This is a genomic window from Dankookia rubra, assembly GCF_004355005.1.
GTDB lineage: Bacteria > Pseudomonadota > Alphaproteobacteria > Acetobacterales > Acetobacteraceae > Paracraurococcus > Paracraurococcus ruber_A.
In genome coordinates this window covers 63,672-89,372 of record NZ_SMSJ01000008.1, presented here as the reverse complement: position 1 = coordinate 89,372, position 25,701 = coordinate 63,672, and the positions used below count along the sequence as shown (strand labels likewise).

Below are 25,701 nucleotides of genomic sequence, written 5' to 3'. Positions count from 1 at the left end.
GGGAGCAGCCCAGCCTACGGCCCGCCTTCAGGTCCATGCCGGACCGCACCGACCCGCCGAGCGCGGCGCGGGCACCGGCGCAAGGGGGTCACATGCTCCGTCGTTCGCTGCTGGGCGCCGCCCTGGCCACGCCCGCCCTCCTGCTCTCCGGCCGGGCCCGCGCCAATGCCCCCGTGGATGTCGAGCTGATCCTGGCGGTCGATGTCAGCCGCTCGGTCGACCCCGAGGAGCAGGAGCTGCAGTTCACCGGCTACGAGGCCGCCTTCCGCGACCGCAAGCTGATCGAGGGCATCATGGGCGGCCCGGTCGGCGCGATCGCCTGCCAGATGTTCACCTGGTCCGACTGGCATATCCAGACCATCGTGGTCCCCTGGACCAGGCTCGACAGCCCCGCCTCGGCCCATGGCTTCGCCGATGCCATCGCTGCGGCGCCGCGCCGCACCTGGCTCTATACCTCGATCTCCGGCGCCATGGACTTCGCCGCGCGGCAGTTCGGCCAGGGCTTCGAGGGGACCCGCAAGGTGGTCGACATCTCCGGCGACGGGGTGAACAATTCCGGCCGCCCGGTGGCCGATGCGCGGGAGGAAGCCTTGGCGCAGGGCATCGTGCTGAACGGCTTGGCGGTGCTCGACAAGCAGCCGAGCCCCTTCGCCCAGACCGCCGGCCTGCCGCCGCTCGACACCTATTACCGCGAGGAGGTGATCGGCGGCCCCGGCGCCTTCCTGGTGGTGGCGGAAGGCTTCCCGGCCTTCGAGGCCGCGGTGCGCCGCAAGATCATCCGCGAGATCGCCGCCGTCCCGGCCCCGGGCGCCCGGGTGGAACGTTTTGCCTGAGCCTTGCCGCGATCATCACGGCCGTGACACGGCGCAGGTGGATCTCGACTGCGGCAAGGCCTCGGCATTCCTGCTTCGCTGACGACAGGCGTTCCGCGACGCGCCGGACCTTAGGGGTTGCTTCACGCCGGGAGTGGCTACTGCCGCTGCACAGAGGATCGGCAGGATGCCAGCACCCCCCGAAGCCCCCGGGAAGGACCCGGCCGCAGGCCAAGCCCCGATCGCCGCTGCGGCCGGCATGCTCGACCGCGCGCTGCGGCGGCGGCTTGCCACCGACCTGCGCGGCGCGATCGGCCGCGGCGAGCTGACGCTGCACTACCAGCCCCGCATCCGCCTGGCCGATGGCAGCCGCCGGGGAGCGGAGGCCCTGCTGCGCTGGCACCACCCCGCCCGCGGCAGCGTGCCGCCCACCGCCTTCATCCCGGTCGCCGAGGGCTCCGACCTGATCGTCGCGCTCGGCGGCTGGGCGCTGCGCCGGGCGGCGGCTGACGCTTCGCGCCATCCCGGGCTGGGCCAGGTCTCGGTCAATGTCTCGGCCCGGCAGCTCGCCGCCGGCATCCTGCCCGGCCAAGTGGAACTTGCCCTGGCGGAAAGCGGCCTGGCGCCTGAGCGCCTGGAGCTCGAACTGACCGAAAGCCTGCCGTTGGCCGAGGACGCCGAGGTCGCCGCCGTGCTCGGGGCGCTGCGCGGTCGCGGCATCGGCCTAGCACTCGACGATTTCGGCACCGGCTATGCCTCCCTCGCCTGGCTGCGGCGGCTGCCCTTCAGCACCTTGAAGCTGGACCGCAGCCTGGTCGCGCCGCTGCCGGGCCAGCCGGCCGACCTGGCGATCCTGCGGGCGGTCCGCGACATCGGCCGGGCGATGCGGCTCCACCTGGTGGCCGAGGGCGTGGAGACGCCGGAGCAGCGGGCGCTGCTCGTCGGGCTGGGGTTCGAGGAGGCGCAAGGCTTTCTCTTCGGCGGGCCGATGCCGCTCGAGATGCTGCTGGCCGGCGGTGCCGTCGCCCCCGGGACAGCCCGGCCGCCCGCCGGCATGGCCGCGGGACGGCACGGGAATGCCTGACCGCGCGCTGCCCCCCTTGCGGCGATACGGCAAGGCTCCATCGTTGCGCTCGACATCGCCGCGGCGCGGCATGTCACAACGATCGAGGGCGGGCCGGGCGCCTGGATCAACCGTCACCTCGACGCCGCGCTGGTCCGGCCCGGCCGGCCGCTGCCGGCGGCCGAGCCGGACCGCGAGGGTCCCTTCGACGTCGTCGCGGTCACCCTGCCGCCGGATCAGGCCACGCCGCTTGTGGCGCCGCATGCGCCCGGCTGGCCGGCACTGCTGGAGGCGGTGAAGCTGGCGCCCTGCTGGACGGTGATGGCCGCCTGCGCCGCGCCGCTGCCCCTGCCGGACGGGATGCGGCCCGGCAATGGCGGGCCGATCGGCTGGGCGGCGCGGGACAGCTCCAAGCCGGGCCGGCCCCGGGGCGCCGAGTGCTGGGTGGTGCAGGGCAGCCACTCCTGGTCGCGCACTCATCTGGAGGAAACGCCCGGGACGGTCATGCCGGCGCTGCTCGAGGCGCTCTCGGCCTGGGCCGGGGCAACCCTGCCCGCGCCCATCCATGCCGCGGCGCATCGCTGGCGCTACTCTCTGGTGGAGGTACCGCTCGGCCGGCCTTGCCTGGTCGATCCGGCGCTCGGCCTGGGCCTCGCCGGCGCCTGGTGCCTGGCCGGGCAGGCCGAGGCGGCCTTCAACAGCGGCACCGCGCTGGCCGCGGCCCTGCCGGTTTGATCCCGGTTGCACGAAACATGGCTGGTGCCTTGGCCGCCCCGGCCTATCTTCGCCGCATCATGACGAATCCCGCACCGGAGGCGATCGCCTCCGAAATCCTCCGCCAGGCCACCGCGCGCGGCGCCGACAAGTCGATCTGCCCCAGCGAGGTCGCCCGCGCCCTGGCCGGCGGCGAGGAGGCCGCCTGGCGGCCGCTGATGGGCAAGGTGCGGCAGGCCGCGGTCGCGCTTGCCGGGGCCGGGCAGCTGGAGATCCTCCGCAAGGGCAAGCCGGTTCCGGCCGAGGCCGTGCGCGGCGTCATCCGCCTGCGGGTCCCCGGCGGCACGGCCGGGGAGACCGCGGAATGAACGCGCCGATCGGCTCCCTGTTCTCCTCCGGCGCGGGCGGGCTGCCGCCGGCCGAGCCGCTCGACTTCGCCGCCTTGCGGCTGCCGGCCTCGCCCAATACCTGCCTCGCCGCGCCGGCCGGCGCGCATCCGCAGGCGCAGGTCGTCATGCCGCCCCTGCCGGTCGATGCCGCCACCGCCTGGCCTGTGCTGCAGGCCTTGGGGGACGGCATGGACCGCGTCGCCCGCTACGGCGAGTTCCCCGCCCGGCGCCAGGCGCAATGGGTCGCCCGCTCGGCGCTGATGAACTACCCGGACATCATCGTGGCCGAGCTGGTGCCCGGCGCGCAGGGCGCCGGGCTCTTCCTCTATTCGCGCAGCCTCTTCGGCTGGTCCGACATGGGCGTGAACCGCAAGCGGGTGGAGGCCTGGCTGGCCGCCTTCGACGCCGCGCTGCGCAAACGCTGAGTTCCTCCCCTTTCCCCTCCTGACCCGCGGAGAAGGCCCATGCGGCGCCTGAACTCCTTTCTGGCCGATGCCTGGCGCATCGCCGGCCCCTTCTGGCGCAGCGAGGAGCGCTGGCGCGCCCGGCTGCTGCTCGGGGTCGTCGTCGTGCTCAACCTGTCCCTGGTCGGGATGAGCGTGCTGCTCAGCTACTGGAACCGGGAGTTCTTCAACAGCCTGCAGGCGAAAGACGGCGACGCCTTCTGGGCGCTGCTGTTCTGGTGGCGGCAGACCGACAGCGGGCCGATGCCCGGCTTCGTCTTCGTCGCCGTGCTGTACATCCTGATCGCGGTCTACCAGCTCTATCTGCGGCAGGCGCTGCAGATCCGCTGGCGCGGCTGGATGACGCGGCAGGTGCTGGACCGCTGGCTGGCCGACCGGGCCTATTACCGCATAGCCCTGACCGATCCCGGCACCGACAACCCGGACCAGCGCGTGGCGGAAGACCTCAGGATGTTCGTCGACAACACCCTGGCGCTTGGGCTCGGCCTGATGCGCTCGGTGGTGTCGCTGTTCAGCTTCATCCTGGTGCTCTGGGGCCTGTCGGGCCCGGCGACGCTCTTCGGCATCGAGATCCCCGGCTACATGGTCTGGGTGGCGCTGGTCTATGCGGTGGTCGGCACCGTGCTGGCGCATTGGGTCGGCCGGGCGCTGATTCCGCTGAACTTCAACCAGCAGCGGGTCGAGGCCGATTTCCGCTACGCCCTGGTCCGGCTGCGCGACAATGCCGAGGGCATCGCGCTCTATGGCGGGGAGGTGGACGAGCGGCGCGGCCTGGTCCAGCGCTTCCAGGCGCTGATCGAGAATTGGTGGGCGATCATGGTCGCCACCAAGCGGCTGACCTTCTTTACCGCCGGCTACTCCCAGGTGGCGACCGTCTTCCCCTTCGTCGTCGCCGCCCCGGCCTATTTCGCCGGCAGGATCCCGCTCGGCGGCCTGACCCAGACGGCCAATGCATTCGGGGAGGTGCAGGGCGCGCTGTCCTGGTTTGTCGACAACTACGCCTCGCTGACGGAATGGCGCGCCACGGTGAAGCGCATCACCGGCTTCCTCGACGCGATCGATGCCGCCCGCGGCGCGACCGAGGCGAGCGCCGGGGTGCAGGCGGCGGCGGAGCCGCGGCCCGACCTGGCGCTGGAGGACGTCACCCTGGCCCTGCCCGACGGCCGCGTGCTGCTGGACGATGCCACGGCCCGGATCGCGCCGGGTGAAGCGGTGCTGATCGCCGGCCCCTCCGGTTCCGGCAAGTCCACCCTGTTCCGCGCCATCGCCGGCATCTGGCCCTTCGGCGCCGGGCGGGTGCGGGTACCGCAGGGCGCCTCGGTGCTGTTCCTGCCGCAGCGGCCCTATCTGCCTCTCGGCCCGCTGCGCCGCGCGGTGTGCTACCCCCGCCCGGTCACCGACTTCACCGAGGCCGAGGTCCGCGCCGCGCTGGAGGATGCCGGGCTTGGTTCCCTGGCGGCGCGGCTGGAGGAGGAGGATGCCTGGGACCGTCGCCTCTCGGGCGGCGAGCAGCAGCGCGTGGCGCTGGCCCGCGCCCTGCTGCTGAAGCCGGACTGGCTCTTCCTCGACGAGGCGACCGCCAGCCTCGACCCCGAGGCGGAGGCGCGCTTCTATGCGCTGCTGCAGGAACGGCTGCCGGGGACGACGCTGGTCTCGATCGCGCATCGGCCGGCGGTCGCGCAGTACCACCGGCGCTCCTTGCGGGTGCGCGACCGGCAGTTGGTGGCCGGCGCCGCCTGACGGGAGGAACCGCGGCGCATCGCAACCCGTTCACCGCCCCGTGCGGGGTCGCTTGTGCGGCGGCCCATGCGGGGGCGAATTCCCCGGGGACCGTGCGTCCGCGGGAAGGAGACGGCTTATGCTGCAGAGGCTTTGGGACCTGATAAGAGGCAGCGTCGAAGGCTATATCGCCGACGACGCGATGAGCCGTGGCGCCGCCATCGCCTATTATTCCTTCTTCTCGGTTGCCCCGCTGCTGGTCATCGCCATTGCCATCGCCGGCATCTTCTTCGGGTCCCAGGCGGTCGAAGGCGCGGTGGCGCATCACCTGCACGAGTTGATGGGCGATACCGGCGCCCAGGTGGTGGAAGGCCTGATCCGCAGCGCCGCCGACCAGCAATCCGGCCAGATCGCCGCGGTGATCGGCATCGCCGTGCTCCTGATCACCGCCAGCAGCGTCTTCACCGAGGTGCAGGCCGCGCTCAACGTCATCTGGCGCGCCCCGGCGCCCGAGCGCGACACCTGGATCCGCCTGCTGCGGAACAAGCTGGTCAGCGTCGGCCTGGTGCTCGGCACCGGGCTGCTGCTGCTGGCGTCCCTGACCGCGACGGCGGTGATGGCGGCGATCACGAGCTGGGCGACCGAGCTGGTGCCGCAGACCGGCAACCTGATCGGCCTGACCAATTTCGGCCTGAGCTTCGTCATGACCGCGCTGGTCTTCGCCGGCATCTACAAGCTGCTGCCGAACCGCCATATCGGCTGGCGCGACGTCGGGGTCGGCGCGCTGGTCACCGCCTTCCTCTTCACCATCGGCAAGTGGCTGATCGGCTTCTATATCGGCACCACCGGCATCGCCAGCACCTATGGCGCGGCGGGAGCGTTGATGGCGGTGCTGATCTGGATCTACTACTCCGCGCAGATCTTCCTGCTCGGGGCGGAATTCACCAAGGTCTGGGCCGGCATGCTCGGCAATGCCGAGGCGCAGGAAGCGCTGGCCGCCGACCCGGTCAATCCCTGCCGGCGGCAGCGCCGCCGCGACCGCCCGCGGAAAAGCACCGCGCCGGCGGTGGGCGCCGCGGCGCTGACGGCGGTGGCGCTCACCCTGCTGAAGAGGAAGCGGTAGGCCGCCTCAGCCGTCCTCCCGCACCACCCGCAGCACGCCATCGGCGTAGCGTTCCAGCTTGCTGCGGCCGACGCCTGGGATCATCGCCAGGTCCTCGGCATCCTGCGGCCGCATCGTGGCGATCGAGGCCAGCGTCTCGTTCGAGAAGATCATGTAGGCCGGCAGGCCCTGGATCTCGGCCTCGCGCTTCCGCCAGGACCGCAGCGCGTCGAACAGCGGGTCGCCGGCCATGGCCGGCTGGGCGCCGCGGCCGTTGCGCTCGCGCGGCGCGCCGGCCGTCACCGCCTCGGCCCGCAGCATGACCTTCTGCTCGCCCTTCAGGATCGGCCTGGCGGCATCGGTCGGCACCAGCTCGCCATGGTTCTCGATGGCGACGTCGAGCGCGCCGATCGCCACCAGCTGCCGCGCCACGCCGCGCCAGGCCTGGTCCGACAGATCCTTCCCCACGCCGAAGGTCGGCAGCTGATCGTGCGAGAACTGCGCGACCTTGTCGGTGACCTTGCCGCGCAGGACATCCACCAGATGCGCCACGCCGAAGCGCCGCCCGGTGCGCAGCACCGCGCTCAGCAGCTTCTGCGCCGGCACCGTGCCGTCGAACAGCTTGGGCGGGTTGCGGCAGACGTCGCAGGCGCCGCAGTTCTCCGGCCCGTCCTCGCCGAAGCAGCGCAGCAGGATCCGCCGCCGGCAGGTCGCCGCCTCGGCGATGGAGACCATCGCCTCCAGCCGGGCGCGCTCGATCCGCTTCTGCTCCTCGCCCGCCGGGCTTTCCAGGATGCGGTGGCGGGCCAGCGCGATGTCGCCGGCGCCATAGAGCAGCAGGGCGCGCGCCGGCAGGCCGTCGCGCCCGGCGCGGCCGATCTCCTGGTACCAGCTCTCCGGCGATTTCGGCAGGTCGAGATGCGCGACCCAGCGGACATCCGGCCGGTCGATCCCCATGCCGAAGGCGATCGTCGCCGCCATCACCACGGCATCGCCGCGGGCGAAGCGGCGATGCGCGTCGCGCTTGGCCCCCGGCTCCATCCCGGCATGGAAGCTCAGCGCGTCGTAGCCGTCACCGCGCAGCCATTCCGCGGTCTGCTCGGTCTTGGCCCGCGTGCCGCAATAGACGATGCCGGCCCCGGTGCCGTCGCCCGCCGCCTTGATGAAGGCGCGCAGCTGGCCGCGCTCGCTCTCCCGCGGCTCGGAGCTGATGAAGATGTTCGGCCGGTCGAAGCCGCCGCGGAAGACCGGGCTCTCGGCCAGGCCGAGCTGCGCGCGGATATCCTCGACCGTGCGCGGGTCGGCGGTCGCGGTCAGCGCCATCCGCGGCACGCTCGGGAAGCGCGTCGCCAGCAGGCCGAGCCCGCGGTATTCCGGCCGGAAGTGGTGGCCCCACTGGCTGACGCAATGCGCCTCGTCGATCGCGAAGAGCGCCAGCGACCGGCGCTCGAGGAAGTCGAGCGTCCCGTCCAGCAGCAGCCGTTCCGGCGAGACGTAGAGCAGCTTGACCGCGCCCCGCGCCAGGTCGCGCTTCACCTCGCGCGCCTGATCGTCGGGCAGGTCGGAATGCAGCGCGGCGGCGGCGACGCCCTGCTGCCGCATCGCCGCGACCTGGTCTTCCATCAGCGCGATCAGCGGGGAGACGACGACGCCGAGGCCGGGGCGGCAGAGCGCCGGCACCTGGAAGCACAGCGACTTGCCGCCGCCGGTCGGCATGAGCACGAGTCCGGAGCCGCCCGCCATGACATGGCGGACGATCTCCTCCTGGCGTCCGCGGAAGGCGGGGTGGCCGAAGACGCGGTGCAGGACCTCCTCGGGCGCCTCGCCCTCGGTGTCCGGCCTCGGCTGGTCGAGCATGCCGAGGCTATAGCATGCCGCCGACGAGTCCCAACGGCCTGTCGCGGCCTTATTGGCCGATCACGATCTCCACCCGGCGGGATTCGGTCGGGAAGCTGTCGAAGGGCACGGCGCCGCGCGATTCGATGCGGATGCGGCTGCGCTGCACCCCGGCTTCGGCCAGGTGATCGGCGACATGCTGCGCCCGCGTCTCGGCCAGTGCCTTGCCGAAGGCGGCGGTGCCGGCATCGGGCGCGGCGAAGCCGCGGACGCGCACCGGCGCGCCGGGACGTTCCTTCGCCAAGCCGGCCGCCTGGGCGACGATCGCCTGGGCATTCTCGTCCAGCGCCGCGCTGTCGGCGTTGAAGAAGACCACCGTAACCGGAGCGGGCGCGGGCGGCGTGGGCGCCTGACAGGCGGCAAGCGCCAGCAGAGGCAGGACGGCGAAGGCGAGGCGACGGCGCATGGCACGACTCCGGATCGGTCAGAAGGTCGATTGGTCCGGGAAAGCCACGCCGCCGTCAACCGCGTCGCGCGCTCAGCGCGAGCAGGCGGCACCGCCGAGGACGCAGAACCTGGCGCAGTGCGGATGGTTCAGCGCCACCGGCCGCGATGCCTCGGCGAGCGTTGCGCCGAGCTCGAATTGCGGGTCGTAGGGCAGCAGCGTGCAGGCCAGCACCGCCGGCCGCATGGCGCCGCGCCGCTTCACCACCATGCGGGCGGAGGCGCACATCAGGCTGTCCGGCGACTTCCGCAGGATGCCCCAGCAGGCCGTGGTGATCTCCGGCACGTCGGCCGCCGCATCCATCTCGGGAAAGAGCATGAGCGAGACCGGATCGGTCGTGTCGATCGGGATGCCGCGTTCGGCGAAGAGCGCCGCGAAGCCGGCGCGCATCGCCGCCTCGTCCTCCTGGCCGAAGCCGGCGCGGCCGGCGACATGGGTGCGGAAACCCTGCCGCGCCAGCCATTCGAGCCCGTCCAGCGCCTGGGCGAAGCTGCCCTCCTGCCGTTCCAGGTCGTGCAGCAGGGCGGAATGGTGGTCGAGGCTGACGCGCAGCGTCAGCCGGTCGCCATGCGCCGCCCGCAGCGCCAGCAGCGCGGCGGCATGGTTGCGCATCGGCTTCATCGCATTGGTCAACACCAGGGCGCGGAAGCCGCGCGACAGCACCTCCTGCAGCATCTGCGGCAGGTCGCGGTTGAGGAAGGGCTCGCCGCCGGTGAAGCCGATCTCCTCGACCGGCAGGGCGTCGCGGGCGATCTCGTCCAGGTACCCGCGCAGCTCGGCCGCAGTGATGTAGGCCAGCGCGTCGTTCCGCGGGCTGCTCTCGATGTAGCAGTTGCGGCAGGTGATGTTGCACAGCGTGCCGGTATTGACCCAGAGCGTCCGCAACGCCGAGAGCGCGACGGTGGCGCGCGCCTCCCCATTCGCCGTCACCAGCGGGTTGCGGAACTTCGACGGATCGAGCGGGCGGGTCGCGGGGGCAGCGATGACGGACACGCGGCGATGGCTCCTGATCGGCTGGGATCGGTACGCCGGACGGGCACCGGCGGTTACGGCGGGCAGGCTATCACACCTCCTTGTCGGCGCAGCGCCGGCGCAGGTCGGGTGCGTTTGAGGCGCCGCAAGGCCGCCGCCGCCGCGCGGTGGAATCCTGCGCCCGGGCCCAGGACGGGCCCGCAGCAACAGCAACAACGGAGAAGTCCATGCTCTCCCGCTTCCTTGCCTCTCGCAACGACCTGACGCGCGGCGACGATCCCTTCTTCCAGCTGCAGCGCGAATTGAGCCGTGCGGTGGACGACGTGTTCCGCGGCGCCGCCAGCCCGCGGATGCCCTTCGGCGGCGGCTTCGCCCCGAGCCTTGACGTCAAGGAGACCGAGGCCGGGCTGGAACTGACCGCCGAGTTGCCCGGCGTTGCCGAGAGCGACATCGACCTCTCGCTGGAAGGCGAGACCCTGACATTGCGCGGCGAGAAGAGGGAGGAGAAGAAAACCGAGGAACGCGGCCTGCACATGCGGGAGCGCAGCTTCGGCAGCTTCCAGCGCAGCCTGCGGCTGCCCTTCGCGCCGGAGCCGGGCAGCGTCTCGGCCAGCTTCGACAAGGGCGTGCTGCACGTCACGCTGCCGCGGCCGGCCAAGGCGCAGGCAGCGGAGAACAAGATCCCGATCAAGGGGCCGAACGCCTGAGGAAGGACGCCAGGCGGGGGCGGAAGCATCCCCGGTCCGTCGCGTCGGGGAAGCCGCCGGCCTTATTCCTCCGGGTCCGCCGCCGCCACCGGAAGAATGCTGGTCTCCTTCACCGTGGCGATCGCCAGCAGCGTCTCCACCCGCTGCACGCCCGGCAGGACGCGCAGCTCCTCGTTCAGGAAGCTGTCGAGCGCGGCCATGTCGGGCAGGCGCAGCTTCAGCAGGTAGGTCCAGGGGCCGGTGACGGCGTGGCATTCGAGCACCGCCTCCTCCCGCCGCATCGCCTTGCGGAAGGCGGTGTCGTCGCGGCCCGGCGCCACGGCGGCCAGCACATGCGCCAGCAAGGGGCAGCCGGCCTGGGCCGGGTCGAGGTCGGCGCGCCAGCCGCGGATCACCCCGCGCTCCTCCAGCCGCTTCACCCGCTCCGCGGTGGCGGAGACCGACAGCCCCGCGACCTTGGCCAGCTCCGCCAGCCCCGCGCTGCCATCGAGCTGCAGGGCGACGGTCAGGTTCCGGTCGATCTCATCCATGGCGGGACTTTAAGCGCCCTCGCCCGGCTTGTGAACGGAAGGATTTTCGTTGGCCGGGGAACGAGCCCCGGCCGGGCATTCGACCATCGAAGCTGCGCCCGCAGTGCCGGGCGGCTCGGCCGCCTCCGGCGATCGGCTGGCGTCAGACGTAATGCTCGGCCAACGGGCGGAAGCCGTTGAAGGCCTGGCTCGCATAGGTCGTCACGTAGGCGCCGGTCGAGAGCAGTTCCACCCGGTCGCCGCAGTCGAGCGCGAGCGGCAGGCGGTAGTTGGACTTCTCGTACAGCGTGTCCGTGCTGTCGCAGGTCGGTCCGGCGATGGTCACGGGACCATCGGCCTCGCCGTCATGCGGCGTGCGGAAGGCGTACTTGATCGACTCGCCCTCGGTCTCGGCCAGGCCGCCGAAGCGGCCGATGTCAAGGTAGACCCAGCGCACCGGGTCGTCCGCCGCCTTGCGGGAAACGAGCACGACCTCGGCCGAGACCACGCCGGCATCGCCGACCATGAAGCGGCCCGGCTCGATCACGATCTCGGGCAGCGCATTGCCGAAATGCTGCACCATCGCGCCCATGATGGCGGCGCCGAAATCGTCGATCTCCGGCACCTCGGCGCGGTAGCGCACGGGGTAGCCGCCGCCGAGGTTGACCATGCGCAGGTTGATCCCGGCCTCCTTGAGGTCGGTGAACAGCATCGCCACCCGGCCGATCGCGGCCTCATAGGCCGTGGTCTTGGTCTGCTGGCTGCCGACATGGAAGGAGATGCCGTAGGGGTCGAGGCCGAGCTCGCCGGCCTGCACCATCAGCGCCTTCGCCATCTCGATGTCGCAGCCGAACTTGCGGTTCAGCGGCCATTCGGCGCCGTCGTTGCCGACCAGGATGCGGCAATAGACCCGGGCGCCGGGCGCGCTGCGCGCCAGCTTCCGCAACTCGGCTTCCGAGTCGAAGGCGTACATGGTCACACCGGCCTCGAAGGCGGCGCGGATCGCGCTCTCCTTCTTGATGGTGTTGCCGTAGGAGATCGCCTTCGGCGTCGCGCCGGCCGCGAGGCAGGCCTCGACCTCCTCGAGGCTCGCCGCGTCGAAGCAGGAGCCGAGGCCGACCAAGCGCTCGAGGATCGGGGCGGCGGGGTTCGCCTTGACCGCGTAGTAGACGCGCGCCAGCGGCATCGCCGCGATCAGGCGGCGGTAGTTCTCCTCCACCCGGTCCACGTCGAGGACGAAGCAGGGCGTCGCCGGGGCGGTGTCACGCAGATAGCGGGCGACCTTCGGGGTCATGCCAGCACCCTCCAAAGACAGGAAGGACCGCCCCCATGTTCCGGGACGGCGGCCCCAAGTTGACGAAACGGTCGAACGAACCAGCGACCAAGTGGACCGCCCGGGATTGACCCGAACGGGGTTGCCAGAACGCTTGACGTCGTTGCGTAAACCTTGCGCTGCGGTGACCCGATACTTGGCGCCGTTGTGGAGGAGCGCCGGGGTTCCGTGGGCCTGGGGCCAGAGGCACGTGCGTACTGCGTCTGAGGCGGCATATAGGGCCCGCCCCCTCCCCTGCAAAGCGAAAAAACCGCCCTGGCCGGATTTTTTTCCAGCAACCTTCGCCGGCGGCCGGAAACTCCCCCGGAACCCTCGCGAGGATCAGGCTGAAACGCCTGCCGCCGGGCGAATCGGCCGGGAATCCACCGGTACGGCAAGCGCCAGCGCCACGATCCAAGACGGCGAACCGGGTCAGCCGCCGAACATGTCCCGGGTGATGCTGGCATACCAGGCGTCGGCATAGGCCGCTTCCAGCCGCCGCTGCTCCGGCAGCACGCCGCGCGGGGAAACGCCGCCCGAGTCCGGCACCTCGACGAAGCCGGCCGGGCCGGGGCGGAAGATGCCGACGATGCTGATGCCGTAGGCCTCGCCGACATGGCTGTAGCAGGTGTTGAAATAGACCCCTTCGGGCGGCGACTGGCCGCGCAGCGCGGCTGCGGCGCAGGCCACCGCCTGCTTCGCCGTGTTGTTGGCGACGAAGGCGGATTTCGGCATCGGCGCGCCGTTGTTGGCGTCGCCCACGATGTGGATGTCGGGCGCGGCGCGGGAAGCGAAGGTCAGCGGGTCGACCTCCGCCCAGCCCGTCTTCGCCGCTAGGCCGCTGGCGGTGACGATGCGCGCGGCCGATTGCGGCGGGATGACGTTGCCGACCGCCAGCGTGTGGCGGGTGCCGAACTCGGTCTCGAAGACCTTCTCTCCCGGGTCGACGCGGGCCACCGCGCCGTCCTGGCTGGCCGGCACCCATTCGACCATGCCGCCATAGAGCGCCTTCCAGCCGTCCTGGAACAGGCCCTGCTTGCTGAAGGCGTCCTTGGCATCCAGCGCCAGGACCTTGGATTTCGGCTTGTGGCGCTTGAGATAGGCCGCGACCATGCTGATGCGCTCGTAGGGGCCCGGCGGGCAGCGGTAGGGATTGGCGGGGATCGAGATCCCGACCACGCCGCCATCCGGCATGGCCTCGAGCTGCCGCCGCAGCAGCTCGATCTGGCTGCCATCGCCGCCCATCCAGGCATGCGGGAAGACCTCGGCTGCCGCCTCGTCGTAGCCGGGCAGCGCGCCCCAGCGGAGCGCGATGCCGGGCGAGAGGATCAGCTTGTCGTAGGCCAGCGCCCCGCCGCCGCGCAGCCGCACCGTCCGCGCCGCGGCGTCGATCCCGGCCGCCCAGTCCTGCACCAGGCGGATGCCGGCGGCCTGCAGCCCGTCATAGGAATGGGTGATGTCGCCGATCTGCCGGAAGCCGCCGAGCAGCAGGTTGCCATAGGGGCAGGTGACGAAGCGCGCCTGCGGCTCGACCAGCGTGACCTGCAGCTCGGGGTAGCTGGTCCGGGCGAAGCGGGCGGCCGAGGCGCCGCCGAAGCCGCCCCCCACCACCAGCAGCCGCGCCGCCCCTTGGGCGCGGGAGAGGGCGGGCGCGGCCAGCAGCCCGAGCGCGGCGCGGCGGGTGAGCCGCATCACCGGACCGCCGCGAAATAGGCAGCCGCCGCGGCCAGTTCGGCCTCCGTGTAGCCGCGCGCGATGCGGTTCATGATGGTGCCCTGGCGCGCATCGGTCCGGTAGTCCCGCAGGATCGCGTCGAGCTCCGCCGCGTCCCGCCCGGCCAGCCGCGCGCCGGCACCGGTCCCCCGGCCCTGCGGGCCATGGCAGCCGAGGCAGCCCTGCGCCGCCAGCGGCGCCGGATCGGCCACGGCGGCACCGCCAAGCAGGGGCAGGACCAGCAGCACCGCGATCGGCCAAGGCATTCCCTGCATGGGCCGCTCCCCTCCCCCTGCATCCCCGTCAGGAAAGAGTAGGGCGCCCCGCCCGGTGCGCCAGCGGCAAGCCCGCTCAGTTCCGCCCGATCACCCCGGCATGCAGCGGACTGGACGGGTCGGCGGCATATTGCCGCGGCATCCGCCCGGCGAGGAAGGCATGCCGCCCGGCCTCGACCGCCGCCTTCATGGCGCGGGCCATCCGCACGGGCTCCCTGGCATGGGCGATGGCGCTGTTCATCAGCACCGCGTCGCAGCCGAGCTCCATCGCCAGCGCGGCGTCGGAGGCCGTGCCGACCCCGGCATCGACCAGCACCGGGACCTTGGCATTCTCGATGATCGCCCGGATCATCACCGGGTTCTGGATGCCGAGGCCCGAGCCGATCGGCGCGCCCAGCGGCATGACCGCCACGGCGCCCATCTCCTCGAGCCGCTTGGCGGCGATCGGGTCGTCCGAGCAGTAGACCATGACCTGGAAGCCGTCCTTCAGCAGCGCCTCCAGCGCCTCGAAGGTCGCCCGCATGTCAGGATAGAGGAAGGGCGGCGGGCCCAGCACCTCGAGCTTCACCAGGTTCCAGCCGCCGGCCTCCCGCGCCAGGCGCAGGGTGCGGACCGCGTCCTGCGCGGTGAAGCAGCCGGCAGTGTTCGGCAGGTAGGTGTAGCGCTTGGGGTCGACGAAATCCTGCAGCATCGGAGCCGCGGGGTCGCCGAGGTTCACCCGCCGCACCGCGACGGTGACGATCTCGGCACCCGAGGCATCGATCGCCCGCCCGGTCTCCTCGAGGTCCTTGTAGCGGCCGGTGCCGACGATCAGGCGGGAGCGGAAGCGGAGGCCGGCGACCTCCCAGGTGTCGTCAAGCGTCGCAGCCGTGGTCGGAATCGTGTCCATGGCTCAGCCTCCGCCGATGAAGTGGACGATCTCCAGCTGGTCGCCGGCGCTGAGCGCGGTGGCGGCATAGGTGGAGCGGGGGACGATCTCCAGGTTGCGCTCGACCGCCACCTTGCGCAGGTCGAGCCCGATGCGCGCCAGCAGGTCGGCCACCGTGGCGGGGCCCGGGATCTCCCGCGCCTCGCCATTCACCGTGATGGATATCGTCGCCTCCATGCGGCGGAACATGGCGAAGCCCGACGCCGGCGGCAAGGCACCCGGGACGCACGGCTGCATCCCACCGCTTGCGGCACGAAAACCCCCCGTGCTAGCCCCAACCCCCCACCCGACAGGACACCCTGCCGTGACTCCGCCCCTGATCACCGTCCTGAACGGCCCGAATCTCAACATGCTGGGCACGCGCGAGCCGGAAAAGTACGGCCATGCGACGCTCGACGACGTCGAGGCGCTCTGCGCCGAAACCGCCGAGGGGCTCGGGCTCGCGATCGACTTCCGCCAAACCAACGGCGAGGGCGAGCTGGTCACCTGGGTGCAGGAATGCCGCGGGCGCTCGGCCGGGATCATCATCAACCCGGCGGGCTACACCACGACCTCGATCGCCCTGCTCGACGCGCTGCTGGCGGTCGGGCTGCCGGTGATCGAGGTGCACATCACCAATATCCATCGCCGGGAGGAATTCCGGCACCACAGCTTTGTGTCGAAGGCGGCCACCGGCGTCATCGCCGGCCTCGGCGTGCAGGGCTACGCCCTCGCGCTGCAGGCCATGGCGGGGCTGGTCGACCCGATCGACCCGGACGACGAAGAATGAGCAACGGCATCCAGTTCGACCCGGCGGCGATCCGCGCCCTGGCGCAGATCCTCAAGGACACCGACCTGACCGAGATCGAGCTGGTCGAGAAGGATAGCCGCATCCGCGTGGCACGGAAGCTCCCGGCACCGGCCGCGCCGGTGCAGGTGGCCTGGCCCGGGCCGATGCCGCAGGCCCCGGCCGCGGCGCCCGCCGCCCCGGTTGCGGTCGTCGTGGCGCAGACCGCCGCGCAGCTCGCGGCCGAGGAGAGCCTCGACCTCGCCAAGCATCCCGGCCTCGTCGCCTCCCCCATGGTCGGCGTCGCGTACCTGGCGCCCGAGCCGGGGCAGCCGCCCTTCGTCACGCTGGGATCGAAGGTGGCGCAGGGCCAGACCCTGCTGCTGATCGAGGCGATGAAGACCTTCAACCAGATCAAGGCGCCCAAGGCCGGCACCGTGACCCGCATCCTGATCGAGCCCGGCACGCCCGTCGAATACGGCGAGCCGCTGATGATCGTGGAGTAGGCGCGCGTGCGCATCGGCAAGGTCCTGATCGCCAACCGCGGCGAGATCGCGCTGCGGATCCACCGTGCCTGCCAGGAGATGGGCATCCGCACCGTCGCGGTGCATTCCACCGCCGATGCGGCCGCGATGCATGTCCGCTTGGCCGACGAGAGCGTCTGCATCGGCCCGCCCGCCGCGCGCGACAGCTACCTGAACGTCGCCGCCATCCTCTCGGCCGCCGCGATCACCGGCGCGGACGCGGTGCATCCGGGCTACGGCTTCCTTTCGGAGAACGCCGACTTCGCCGAGATGGTGGAGGCGCACGGCCTCGCCTTCATCGGCCCGAGCCCCGAGCACATCCGCATGATGGGCGACAAGATCGCCGCCAAGGACGCGATGCGCCGGCTCGGCGTGCCGTTGGTCCCGGGCAGCCTCGGCGCGCTGGCCTCGGTCGAGGAGGCCCGCGCGGTCGCCGCCGAGGTGAAGTATCCCGTGCTGATCAAGGCCGCCGCCGGCGGCGGCGGACGCGGCATGAAGGTGGCGCGTTCCGAGGACGAGCTCGAGGAGGCCTGGCGCGTCGCCCGCACCGAGGCCAAGGCCGCCTTCGGCAACGACGAGGTCTATCTCGAGAAATACCTCGACCGCCCCCGCCACATCGAACTGCAGGTCATGGCCGACAGCCACGGCAATGTCGTGCATTTCGGCGAGCGCGACTGCTCCCTCCAGCGCCGGCACCAGAAGCTGGTCGAGGAGGCGGGCTCGCCGGTGCTGACCGCGGCCGACCGCGACGCGCTCGGCGCCCAGGTGACGCGGGCGCTGCGCGAGCTCGGCTACCGCAACGCGGGGACGCTCGAATTCCTTTGGCAGGACAACCAGTTCGCCTTCATCGAGATGAACACGCGGCTGCAGGTCGAGCACCCCGTGACCGAGATGGTCTGCGGCATCGACCTGGTGAAGGAGCAGCTCCGCGTCGCCGCCGGCGAGCCGCTCGGCTACGACCAGTCCGAGATCCGCTTCCACGGCCATGCGATCGAATGCCGCATCACCGCCGAGGACCCGGATACCTTCGCCCCCTCCCCCGGCCGGGTTCATACCTACCACGCGCCGGGCGGGCTCGGCGTCAGGGTCGATAGCGCGCTCTACTCGGGCTACGCGGTGCCGCCGCACTACGACAGCCTGGTGGCGAAGCTCGTGGTGCATGGCGCGACCCGGGCCGAGGCGATCGCCCGCCTCAGGCGCTCGCTGGCCGAGATGGTGGTGGACGGCATCCAGACCACCCTGCCGCTGCACCGCGCCATCATGGAGGACCCGGAATTCCAGGCCGGGAACTATACCATCCATTGGCTGGAACGCTTCGTGGCCAACCGGCAGGCGCCGGAGGCGGGCTGAACCCGGCCCGGTACCGCGGGCGCATCCGCCGCGGGGGTACATGCCGATATGCCGGAGGTGCGGGACACCGCCTCGCCGCCGGGTGACGCCGCGCGGCCTCCGGGGCCGTGGCGCCATGGGCTGCCGCTCGATATAGTCGGGGGATGCCGATCCCGCCCCCCGCCGCCACGTGGTGAACGCGCGCCCCCTCGCGGGTGGGCCGGGGCGGCGGGCGTCGTGCGGCGTCCCGGTCGCCGCGGCATGAGCCGCCGGCAGATCGACATCACCCCGGACCTCATGCTGCGCGCCTATCGCGCCGGTCTCTTTCCCATGGCCGAGAGCCGGCGCGGCGACCGGCTTTATTGGCTGGACCCGGAGCGGCGCGGGATCATCCCGCTCGACGGCGGCTTCCACCTGCCGAAGCGCCTGCTGCGCACCGTGCTGCACAGCTCCTACCGGGTCACCGCCGATGCCGACTTCGCCGGCGCCATCGCCGGCTGCGCCGCCCCCGCCCCGGGCCGCGAGGACACCTGGATCAACCCGGAGATCGAGTTCCTCTTCCTCACCCTGCATCGCCAGGGCCATGCCCACTCGATCGAGGTCTGGGACGGCCAGGTGCTGGTCGGCGGCCTCTACGGCGTCGTCCTCGGCGGCGCCTTCTTCGGCGAGAGCATGTTCAGCCGCGCCCGCGACGCCTCGAAGCTCGCCCTGGTCCATCTCGTCGCCCGGCTCCGGCTGGGCGGTTTCTCGTTGCTCGACAGCCAGTTCCTGACCGAGCACCTGGCCCAGTTCGGCGCGCACGAGATCCCCCGCGCCGACTACAAGCGCCGCCTGGCGCATGCGGTGGGCGAGGAGGCGCGCTGGCTCGCCGCCCCCGACCCGGTCGCGCTCGAGGCCGCGATCCGCGCGCTGAGGGAGCCTGCCGCCGCGTGACCGCGACCGAGGACGGACTTGTCCCCGCCCCGGGGCGGCGAAAGCGCGTGCAGGGCGGCACCGCGACCGCCGATGTCGTGCTCTCGGCCCATGCCGGCGGCAACTCGGCGCTCTTCCCGCAGATCCTGGCGCTGCACGTGCCGGACGGCGCCACCATTGCCGACGTCACCTTCGGCCAGGGCGTCTTCTGGCGCGAGGTGCCGCCCGGCCGCTACCGGGTGCTGCCCACCGACCTCGCCACCGGCACGGATTGCCGCGCCCTGCCCTATGCGGCGGACGCCATCGACGCCCTGGTGCTCGACCCGCCCTACATGGAAGGCCTGCTGCGGCCGAAGGCCGAGACCCGCGGCGGGCTCGGCAGCCATGTCGCGCTGCGCGACTTCTACGCCTCCGGCGGCGCGCATGCCGCGCCCGGCGGCGGCCGCTGGCACCAGGCGGTGCTCGACCTCTACCTCGATGCGGGGTGGGAGGCGCGGCGCGTGCTGCGCGACCACGGCATCCTCATCGTCAAGTGCCAGGACGAGGTCAGCGCCAACCGGCAGGAGCTGACCCATGTACAGATCGTCATGGGCCTCGCCGCGCTCGGCTTCTATGCGCGCGACCTCTTCGTGCTGGTCCGCAGCGGCAAGCCGGGCATCGCCCGGCTGCTGCGCCAGGTGCATGCGCGGAAGAACCACAGCTACTTCCTGGTCTTCCAGAAGGTCCCGGCCGGCCAGGAGGTCGCCCGCTACCGCACCCGCGACCTGCCCCCGCGCGGACCGCATCGCGGCCCCACCCTCCTCGCGCTTCCGCCAGCCGGGGATCCGGCCTAGACAGCCGGCCCGCGGCCCCCGCCGTGTCAGCCGGAGCCCCCCATGTCCGACCGCATCTCCCTTCCCAAGGACCGCATCAAGGTCCTGCTGCTGGAGGGGATTTCCGACAGCGCCGTCGAATTGCTGGCCGGCGCCGGCTACCAGAATGTCACCCGCATGGCCAAGGCGCTGGACGGCCCGGCGCTGGCCGAGGCGCTCCAGGGCGTCCACATGCTCGGCATCCGCTCCCGCACCCAGTTGCGGGACGAGGCGCTGGCCGCGGCCGACCGGCTGATCACCGTGGGCTGCTTCTGCATCGGCACCAACCAAGTCGACCTCGACACCACCCGCACCCGCGGCATCCCGGTCTTCAACGCGCCCTTCTCCAATACCCGCAGCGTGGCCGAGCTGGTGATGGGCGAGGTGGTGATGCTGCTGCGCGGCATCCCCGACCGCTCCCGCTCCGCCCATGCCGGCGGCTGGGACAAGTCGGCCGAGGGCAGCTACGAGGTGCGCGGGCGGACCCTCGGGCTCGTGGGCTACGGCAATATCGGCAGCCAGCTCTCGGTGCTCGCCGAGGCCTTCGGCATGCGGGTCATCTACTGGGACCACACCACGAAGCTGCCGCACGGCAATGCCCGGCCCTGCTCGTCGCTTGCCGAGCTGCTGGCCGAGGCCGACATCGTGACGCTGCACGTGCCGGAGACTGCGGAGACGATCGGCATGATCGGCGCGCGCGAGATCGCCGCGATGAAGCCGGGCAGCATCCTGATCAACAATGCCCGCGGCACGCTGGTGGACCTGGAGGCCGCGGCGGACGCCCTGCGGTCCCGCCACCTGCTGGGCTTCGCCGCCGACGTCTTCCCCGAGGAGCCGGCCCGCAACGGCGAGCGCTTCGCCAGCCCGGTCCAGGGCCTGCCCAACGTCATCCTGACCCCGCATATCGGCGGCTCGACGCAGGAGGCGCAGTCGCGCATCGGCCAGGAGGTGGCCCGCAAGCTGGTCGAGTACAGCGACAGCGGCGCCACCATGGGCGCGGTGAACTTCCCCCAGGTGCAGCTGCCCGCGCGTCCCACCGGCGCCCGCTGGACGCATGTCCACCGCGACGCGCCCGGCGTGCTGTCCCGCATCAACGAGTCCTTTGGCAAGCGCGGCCTGAACATCGCGGCGCAGTACTACCAGACCTTCGGCGACCTCGGTTACGTGGTGGTCGAGAGCGTCGAGGCGCGCTCGGCGGCGGAGGCGATCCTCGGCGAGTTGCGGGCGCTGCCGGGAACGCTTCGGGCACGGCTGATCTACGAGCGGGAATAAAGCTCGCCGGGAACGGCGTTTTCGGACAAAGCCGGAAGCGGGACCGGAGGGGCGCTGCCCCTCCAGGCCACCCCGCCAAAGGCCGAAAGGCCTCTGGACACCTCGGGTTGCGGGCGCGCGATGCGCGCTTTCGGACAAAGGCGGGGCGTGGGCGAGGCTCCGGGGCATTTCGCAACGGCAGTCGCGGGAAAGCCCGGGCGCGTGCTCCAAGGCTGGCCTCCTTGCCGGAGGCCGGAACGTATCATGAACGAGCCGGAAAGCTCAAGCCTTCAGGCGGCTTCGTCCTGGCGGCCGCGGCGGGCGGCCTCGCGCGCCCGGCGGCGGGCCAGCGCCTGCAGCCGGCCGAGATCGGCGGCCGGCAGGCCGAAGGCCTCGAGCGCCGCGAAGCCGCGATGCGTCCCGGTGGTGGCCGCGAAGAAGCCGCGGAGGTCGCCCGAGCAGCGGGCCAGGGCGGCGGCATTCTCGGCCGCCTCGTACTCCGCGAGCGCGGCGCGGAAGGCAGCCTGGAGCTTCGGGCAGCCGGTGAGGCGGAAGGCGGCGCCGCGGCGCGGCCATTCCAGGCCGAGCGGCTCGGGCGCCGAGGGGTCGCGCGGCGGGGCGAAGAAGTCGGCGGGCAGGCGCGGCAATGCCAAGGGGCGGATGCCCGGCAGGCGCGTGATCGATTCCATCCCAGTCGCTCGCTTTATGGTCCAGCGGTTGTCGGGGCCAGGGGGCACCCCGCGCCGGGACCTTATCAAAGGGCGAGTCGTTCGGGGAGTGGGGGCCAGATGGTTTCGCTGGTGGTGTGGACGGAATTTCTAGCGGAGCGTGTGGCGGCGCAGCATCGAAAACTCGAAACCGGCTCGATCCGCAAACCACACGAAACCATGCCGGGCGGCGGGCGGGAAACTCGGGCGCCCCCGGACGCCAGCAGCGGCAACGGCTGATTCGTTGCAGGGGCAGGCAGGGTCCCCGGTGCAGGCAATTGCCTGCCGCCGCGGCATGCCCGCCGGATCGGTGCGCGGCCGGGCGAGCATCCTCCCCTTGACGTGAAGGCAACCATGCTTCCGGCCCGGTTTCGATCTGCACGAGCCTCCGGTGTTGCGGCGGAAGCGGAGTACGGGTGCGGCCGGCGTTGCGCAGGGCCTGGAAGCCGCCTAAAACCGCCCCCCTCGCCCAGGCCTGCCGATCCCGGCACGGCCCGCGCCCGCTCATTCACTCCACCCGGACAGGCAGCCCACCCATGGCAAAGATGCAGGCCAACCAGATGCGTGCCGGCATGGTCATCGAATTCGAAGGCCAGCGCTACACCATCATCCGCCAGAACATCATGATCCCTGGCAAGGGCAATGCCATCATCCAGGTGGACATGCGCAACATCAAGACCGGGTCCAAGAAGGACCAGCGCTGGCGCACGGCGGATGTGGTGGAACGGCTGGAGACCTCGGACGAGGAGTTCACCTTCTCCTACGCCGAGGGCGACAACATCATCCTCATGCACCCCGAGACCTACGAGCAGACCACGGTGCCGAAGGACATCCTCGGCGACCGCCTGCCCTTCCTGGTCGAGAACATGACCGTCCAGGTCCGCATGATCGAGGGCGAGCCGGTGGCGATGACCCTGCCCGAGCAGGTGACGCTGGAAGTCGTCGAGGCCGATCCGGTGGTGAAGGGGCAGACCGCCTCCTCCTCCTACAAGCCGGCCGTGCTCTCGAACGGCGTCAAGACCATGGTCCCGCCCTTCGTCACCCAGGGCGACCGGATCGTGGTGAAGACCGAGGACGCCTCCTACGTGGAACGCGCCAAGGGCTGAGCCGCCGCGGCCCCGCCGAGGGGCCGCGCCCCTGCGCCCCGGCCGGCCGAGGGGCCGCCCCGCCGCTGCCCGCGCCCGGGCAGCCGCGTCCCCGCCGCGGGCGGGGAGACCCTCCGGCCGGGGCCAGCCCCGCCCCCGCCTGGCCCGCCGCCCCAAGCCGACCCCCAGGAACACCCCGCCGCCATGGCCTCCTCCCCGCGCCTCTCGCCCGCCCTCAACGTCGTCGTCGGCGCCGTCCAGAAGGCCGGCCGCCGCCTGCTCCGCGACTTCGGCGAAGTCGAGCAGCTCCAGGTCTCGGCCAAGGGCCCGGGCGACTTCGTCTCCGCAGCCGACATCCGCGCCGAGGAGACGCTGCGGCAGGAGCTCTCCCGCGCCCGCCCCGGCTTCGCCTTCCTGATGGAGGAAAGCGGCAGCCATGGCGCGGAGGGCTGGGAATGGCGCTGGGTGGTCGACCCGCTCGACGGCACCAGCAACTTCCTGCACGGCATCCCGCACTGGTGCGTCTCGGTCGGGATCGAGAAGCGGGTGGATGCCGACCGGACCGAAATCGTCGCCGGCGTGATCTACAACCCGGCCTCGGACGAGATGTTCTGGGCGGAAAAGGGCGTCGGCGCCTTCCTCAACGACAAGCGGCTCCGCGTCTCCGGCCGGCGCGAGATGAACCACGCGCTCTTCGCCACCGGCATCCCCTTCGCCGGCGTGCCGCGCAAGGCGGAGTTCAGCCAGATCCTCGGCCGCATCATGCCGCAGGTGGCCGGCGTCCGGCGCTTCGGCTCGGCCGCGCTCGACCTCGCCTGGACCGCCGCCGGCCGCTACGACGGCTACTGGGAGCTCGGCATCAAGAAGTGGGACATGGCCGCCGGGCTGATCTTGGTGCGCGAGGCCGGCGGCTTCGCCACCGACCCTGAAGGCGGCGACCCCTACCTCGAGGGCAACGTCGTCGCCGGCAACCAGGCGCTGCACGGCAAGCTGCGCGAGGTGGTGCAGGAGGGCATCGCCGCCGCCGGCGCCGTCCGCGGCCGCGCCGCCGAAGCGGGCCCGCCCGCCGCGGGTTGAGCTCCAGCGCCGGCCGTACCGCCTGCACCGACGTTGCCCGGGCCGTGTCAGGACGACATCGGTCCAGGCTTTGTTGACCCGGCGATTCACGTCCCGTGCTTCCACCCAGGACGATCGCAGGCTTTGCCGAGCCGGCGCTTCACGTCCCGTGTTTCCACCCAGGACGACCGCAGGCTTTGCCGGCCCGGCGATTCACGTCCCGTGCTTCCACCCAGGACGATCGCAGGCTTTGCCGAGCCGGCGCTTCACGTCCCGTGCTTCCACCCAGGACGATCGCAGGCTTTGTTGAGCCGGCGCTTCACGTCCCGTGTTTCCACCCAGGACAATCGCAGGCTTGTTGAGCCGGCGATTCACGTCCTGCGTGTTTCCACCCGGGACCATCGCAGGCTAGCCTGCCCCGGCGAGGAAAAGGGGCCGAGTCCAGGGTGATGCGCGTCTTGCCAGTCCGGATGGCCCTGCTGGCCGGGGCGATGCTTGCCATGACCCCGGCGGCTGCCCAGCCCGTTTCCGCGGCCGAGGCATCGCCGGCCGGGACGCTGCCGGCCGACCCCGCCCCGGCGCCGCCCGCCCCGGCCGACCTCGCCGCCCGCCCCGGCCTTGCCCAGCCCGCGCCCGCCCCGCCCGCCACCCGCCCCTTCACCCTGCCGCCGGGGATGGAGGCGCTGCCGGACGGCGCCTGGCGGCTGCGCTTCCCCGAAGGCAAGGACGCCGCGCCGCGGGCCGCCGACGCCGCCCTGGCCGAGCTCGGCCGCCGCCTCGCCGCCGGGCCGGAGGGCCGCGTCGTGCTGTTCGCCCAGGCCAGCGGCCCCGCCGCCGATGTCTCGACCGCGCGCCGGCTCAGCCTTGCCCGCGGCCTCGCGGTGAAGGAGGCGCTGGTGGCCGGCGGCCTGCCCGCCACCCGCATCGACATCCGCCCCATGGGCCGGACCGAGGAGGCGGCGGATGCCGTCGACGTCCAGCCCCCGGGCACCCGGGCCGCACCCCGGTGACCGAACACAGGAACACCGATCCATGAGTTCGGGCCGATGACCCCGCCGCTTCGCTTCCTCTGGCGCATGCTCGGCTTCCTCGGCGTGGTGGCGCTGGTCGCCGCGCTGCTCGCGCCGCAACTGGCCACCGCCTTCGCCACCAACCTGGTGCTGAACGGGCTGATCCTCGGCGTGCTGCTGATCGGCGTGGCCTGGAACCTGCGCCAGGTGCTGACCCTGCGGCCGGAGGTCGACTGGCTCGAGCATTTCCGCAGCCCGAAGCACGGCGCCCCGGCCCAGCCGGCGCCGCGGCTGCTCGGACCGATGGCCAGCATGTTCCAGGCGCGGCGCTCCGACCGGCTCAGCCTCTCGGCCGGCGCCATGCGCAGCGTGCTGGACGGCATCGGCTCCCGCCTCGACGAGACGCGCGAGCTGTCGCGCTACATGACCGGGCTGCTGATCTTCCTCGGCCTGCTCGGCACCTTCTGGGGCCTGCTGCTGACCATCTCCTCGGTCTCCGACGTGATCGGCGGCATGTCGGTCGGGTCGGGCGACCTGAACCAGCTCTTCAACCAATTGAAGTCGGGCCTGGCGCAGCCGCTGAAGGGCATGGGGACGGCCTTCTCCTCCTCGATGCTCGGCCTCGCCGGGGCGCTCGTGCTCGGCTTCCTCGACCTCACCGCCGGCCAGGCGCAGACCCGCTTCTACAACGAGTTGGAGGAATGGCTGGCCGGGATCACCCGGCTCTCCTCCGGCGTGCTGGGCGACGCGGGCGCCGAGGGCGGCGGCAGCGTGCCGGCCTATGTCCAGGCGCTGCTGGAACAGACCGCGGAGAACCTCGAAGGGCTGCAGCGCATCCTGGCGCGGGGCGAGGAAGGCCGCGCCCAGACCAGCCAGGCGATGATGACCCTGACCGAGCGGCTCTCGACCCTGACCGACCAGATGCGCGCCAGCCAGCAGCTGATGCTGCGGGTGGCGGAGCAGCAGGCGGCGCTCGGCCCGGTGCTGCAGCGACTGGCCGAGGTCCAGGCCGCCCCGGCGGACGAGGTGGTGCGCGGCCATCTCCGCAACACCGAGATCTACCTTTCCCGCATGCTGGAGGAGATGACCACCGGCCGCGCCCAATCGACCGCCGAGCTGCGCAGCGAGATCAAGCTCGTCGCCCGCACCATCGCCGCGCTGGCCGAGGAGCAGCCGCGGTGAGCAGGCCC

The 25,701-nt window shown here is 72.0% G+C and carries 29 protein-coding genes; 19 read left to right on the top strand and 10 right to left on the bottom strand.

Translation table 11 applies throughout. The features are described 5' to 3' along the window. The first annotated feature begins 92 nt into the window (after window positions 1-92). The 7 genes from E2C06_RS09390 (at window position 93) to E2C06_RS09360 (ending at window position 6,284) form a co-directional block, all read left to right on the top strand. Window positions 93-833 (top strand): DUF1194 domain-containing protein, encoded by a 741-nt coding sequence (locus E2C06_RS09390; protein WP_133288340.1) that lies wholly within the window; start codon window positions 93-95, stop codon window positions 831-833. Between the two features lie 166 nt (window positions 834-999). Further along, complete coding sequence (locus E2C06_RS09385; RefSeq protein ID WP_133288339.1) at window positions 1,000-1,896, top strand: putative bifunctional diguanylate cyclase/phosphodiesterase; 897 nt, start codon at window positions 1,000-1,002, stop codon at window positions 1,894-1,896. 231 nt (window positions 1,897-2,127) lie between these two features. Further along, window positions 2,128-2,610 (top strand): NAD(P)/FAD-dependent oxidoreductase, encoded by a 483-nt coding sequence (locus E2C06_RS09380; RefSeq protein WP_133288338.1) that lies wholly within the window; start codon window positions 2,128-2,130, stop codon window positions 2,608-2,610. Window positions 2,611-2,627: 17 nt separating this feature from the next. Further along, window positions 2,628-2,957 (top strand): DUF3253 domain-containing protein, encoded by a 330-nt coding sequence (locus E2C06_RS09375; protein WP_241671195.1) that lies wholly within the window; start codon window positions 2,628-2,630, stop codon window positions 2,955-2,957. Next, window positions 2,954-3,403 (top strand): DUF1499 domain-containing protein, encoded by a 450-nt coding sequence (locus E2C06_RS09370; RefSeq protein ID WP_133288337.1) that lies wholly within the window; start codon window positions 2,954-2,956, stop codon window positions 3,401-3,403. Before E2C06_RS09375 ends, E2C06_RS09370 begins: the two co-directional genes overlap by 4 nt. A 39-nt stretch (window positions 3,404-3,442) precedes the next feature. After that, entirely contained in the window at window positions 3,443-5,182 is a 1,740-nt protein-coding gene (locus tag E2C06_RS09365; protein ID WP_133288336.1) for an ABC transporter ATP-binding protein/permease, read from the top strand. Between the two features lie 118 nt (window positions 5,183-5,300). Then, window positions 5,301-6,284, top strand: a complete 984-nt coding sequence (locus E2C06_RS09360; protein WP_241671194.1) for a YihY/virulence factor BrkB family protein — start codon at window positions 5,301-5,303, stop codon at window positions 6,282-6,284. A 6-nt stretch (window positions 6,285-6,290) separates the two neighbouring features. On the opposite strand, the gene recQ is transcribed toward E2C06_RS09360, so the two are convergent. The 3 genes from recQ to E2C06_RS09345 form a co-directional block, all read right to left on the bottom strand. Beyond that, the gene (recQ, locus tag E2C06_RS09355; RefSeq protein WP_133288335.1) at window positions 6,291-8,120 is read right to left on the bottom strand and encodes a DNA helicase RecQ; all 1,830 of its coding nucleotides are present in this window, start codon (window positions 8,118-8,120) and stop codon (window positions 6,291-6,293) included. Window positions 8,121-8,169: 49 nt separating this feature from the next. Next, entirely contained in the window at window positions 8,170-8,565 is a 396-nt protein-coding gene (locus E2C06_RS09350; protein WP_133288334.1) for an OmpA family protein, read from the bottom strand. A gap of 72 nt (window positions 8,566-8,637) precedes the next feature. Next, complete coding sequence (locus E2C06_RS09345; protein ID WP_241671193.1) at window positions 8,638-9,597, bottom strand: radical SAM protein; 960 nt, start codon at window positions 9,595-9,597, stop codon at window positions 8,638-8,640. Between the two features lie 206 nt (window positions 9,598-9,803). Between E2C06_RS09345 and E2C06_RS09340 the strand changes: the two genes are divergently transcribed. Beyond that, window positions 9,804-10,283, top strand: coding sequence for an Hsp20/alpha crystallin family protein (locus tag E2C06_RS09340; RefSeq protein ID WP_133288333.1), 480 nt, complete (start codon window positions 9,804-9,806; stop codon window positions 10,281-10,283). Between the two features lie 62 nt (window positions 10,284-10,345). On the opposite strand, the gene E2C06_RS09335 is transcribed toward E2C06_RS09340, so the two are convergent. From E2C06_RS09335 to thiS, 6 genes are all read right to left on the bottom strand, one after another. After that, window positions 10,346-10,813 carry an Lrp/AsnC family transcriptional regulator gene (locus E2C06_RS09335; protein ID WP_133288332.1) on the bottom strand — a complete coding sequence of 156 codons (468 nt, stop codon included), beginning with the start codon at window positions 10,811-10,813 and terminating at the stop codon, window positions 10,346-10,348. Window positions 10,814-10,955: 142 nt separating this feature from the next. Continuing rightward, window positions 10,956-12,086 carry a type III PLP-dependent enzyme gene (locus E2C06_RS09330; protein WP_133288331.1) on the bottom strand — a complete coding sequence of 377 codons (1,131 nt, stop codon included), beginning with the start codon at window positions 12,084-12,086 and terminating at the stop codon, window positions 10,956-10,958. Between the two features lie 450 nt (window positions 12,087-12,536). Next, the gene (locus E2C06_RS09325) at window positions 12,537-13,796 is read right to left on the bottom strand and encodes an NAD(P)/FAD-dependent oxidoreductase (RefSeq protein WP_133288330.1); all 1,260 of its coding nucleotides are present in this window, start codon (window positions 13,794-13,796) and stop codon (window positions 12,537-12,539) included. Then, window positions 13,796-14,092: a c-type cytochrome gene (locus tag E2C06_RS09320; protein WP_206664491.1), complete on the bottom strand. Its 297-nt coding sequence runs from the start codon at window positions 14,090-14,092 to the stop codon at window positions 13,796-13,798. Before E2C06_RS09320 ends, E2C06_RS09325 begins: the two co-directional genes overlap by 1 nt. A 76-nt stretch (window positions 14,093-14,168) precedes the next feature. After that, complete coding sequence (locus tag E2C06_RS09315) at window positions 14,169-14,981, bottom strand: thiazole synthase (RefSeq protein WP_133288329.1); 813 nt, start codon at window positions 14,979-14,981, stop codon at window positions 14,169-14,171. A gap of 3 nt (window positions 14,982-14,984) precedes the next feature. Then, window positions 14,985-15,257, bottom strand: coding sequence for a sulfur carrier protein ThiS (gene thiS / locus E2C06_RS41200; protein ID WP_241671192.1), 273 nt, complete (start codon window positions 15,255-15,257; stop codon window positions 14,985-14,987). A 67-nt stretch (window positions 15,258-15,324) separates the two neighbouring features. Between thiS and aroQ the strand changes: the two genes are divergently transcribed. From aroQ to serA, 6 genes are all read left to right on the top strand, one after another. Then, window positions 15,325-15,789, top strand: a complete 465-nt coding sequence (gene aroQ, locus E2C06_RS09305) for a type II 3-dehydroquinate dehydratase (protein WP_133288328.1) — start codon at window positions 15,325-15,327, stop codon at window positions 15,787-15,789. Continuing rightward, window positions 15,786-16,292 (top strand): acetyl-CoA carboxylase biotin carboxyl carrier protein, encoded by a 507-nt coding sequence (gene accB / locus E2C06_RS09300; protein ID WP_133288327.1) that lies wholly within the window; start codon window positions 15,786-15,788, stop codon window positions 16,290-16,292. The genes aroQ and accB overlap by 4 nt, the downstream gene beginning before the upstream one ends. Window positions 16,293-16,298: 6 nt before the next feature. Further along, window positions 16,299-17,660 (top strand): acetyl-CoA carboxylase biotin carboxylase subunit, encoded by a 1,362-nt coding sequence (gene accC / locus E2C06_RS09295; protein ID WP_241671191.1) that lies wholly within the window; start codon window positions 16,299-16,301, stop codon window positions 17,658-17,660. A 240-nt stretch (window positions 17,661-17,900) separates the two neighbouring features. After that, on the top strand, window positions 17,901-18,572 hold the full coding sequence (gene aat, locus E2C06_RS09290; RefSeq protein WP_133288326.1) for a leucyl/phenylalanyl-tRNA--protein transferase: 672 nt from the start codon (window positions 17,901-17,903) through the stop codon (window positions 18,570-18,572). Beyond that, window positions 18,569-19,384 (top strand): site-specific DNA-methyltransferase, encoded by an 816-nt coding sequence (locus E2C06_RS09285; protein ID WP_133288325.1) that lies wholly within the window; start codon window positions 18,569-18,571, stop codon window positions 19,382-19,384. The genes aat and E2C06_RS09285 overlap by 4 nt, the downstream gene beginning before the upstream one ends. Window positions 19,385-19,426: 42 nt before the next feature. Then, on the top strand, window positions 19,427-20,674 hold the full coding sequence (gene serA, locus E2C06_RS09280; RefSeq protein WP_133288324.1) for a phosphoglycerate dehydrogenase: 1,248 nt from the start codon (window positions 19,427-19,429) through the stop codon (window positions 20,672-20,674). A 269-nt stretch (window positions 20,675-20,943) separates the two neighbouring features. On the opposite strand, the gene E2C06_RS09275 is transcribed toward serA, so the two are convergent. Then, a complete protein-coding gene (locus E2C06_RS09275; RefSeq protein ID WP_133288323.1) occupies window positions 20,944-21,342 on the bottom strand; it encodes a hypothetical protein in 399 nt (132 codons plus the stop codon). Window positions 21,343-21,441: 99 nt separating this feature from the next. On the opposite strand from E2C06_RS09275, the gene E2C06_RS37485 reads away from it, so the two are divergent. The 5 genes from E2C06_RS37485 to E2C06_RS09255 all read left to right on the top strand — a co-directional run bounded on the left by E2C06_RS37485 (window position 21,442) and on the right by E2C06_RS09255 (window position 25,693). Next, on the top strand, window positions 21,442-21,600 hold the full coding sequence (locus tag E2C06_RS37485; protein WP_165982298.1) for a hypothetical protein: 159 nt from the start codon (window positions 21,442-21,444) through the stop codon (window positions 21,598-21,600). Window positions 21,601-21,896: 296 nt separating this feature from the next. Next, the gene (gene efp, locus E2C06_RS09270) at window positions 21,897-22,466 is read left to right on the top strand and encodes an elongation factor P (protein ID WP_133288322.1); all 570 of its coding nucleotides are present in this window, start codon (window positions 21,897-21,899) and stop codon (window positions 22,464-22,466) included. A gap of 183 nt (window positions 22,467-22,649) precedes the next feature. Continuing rightward, window positions 22,650-23,522, top strand: a complete 873-nt coding sequence (locus E2C06_RS09265; protein ID WP_133288321.1) for an inositol monophosphatase family protein — start codon at window positions 22,650-22,652, stop codon at window positions 23,520-23,522. Window positions 23,523-23,950: 428 nt separating this feature from the next. Then, the gene (locus E2C06_RS09260; protein WP_133288320.1) at window positions 23,951-24,511 is read left to right on the top strand and encodes an OmpA family protein; all 561 of its coding nucleotides are present in this window, start codon (window positions 23,951-23,953) and stop codon (window positions 24,509-24,511) included. A gap of 36 nt (window positions 24,512-24,547) precedes the next feature. Then, entirely contained in the window at window positions 24,548-25,693 is a 1,146-nt protein-coding gene (locus tag E2C06_RS09255; RefSeq protein ID WP_133288319.1) for a flagellar motor protein MotA, read from the top strand. Window positions 25,694-25,701 lie beyond the last annotated feature (8 nt).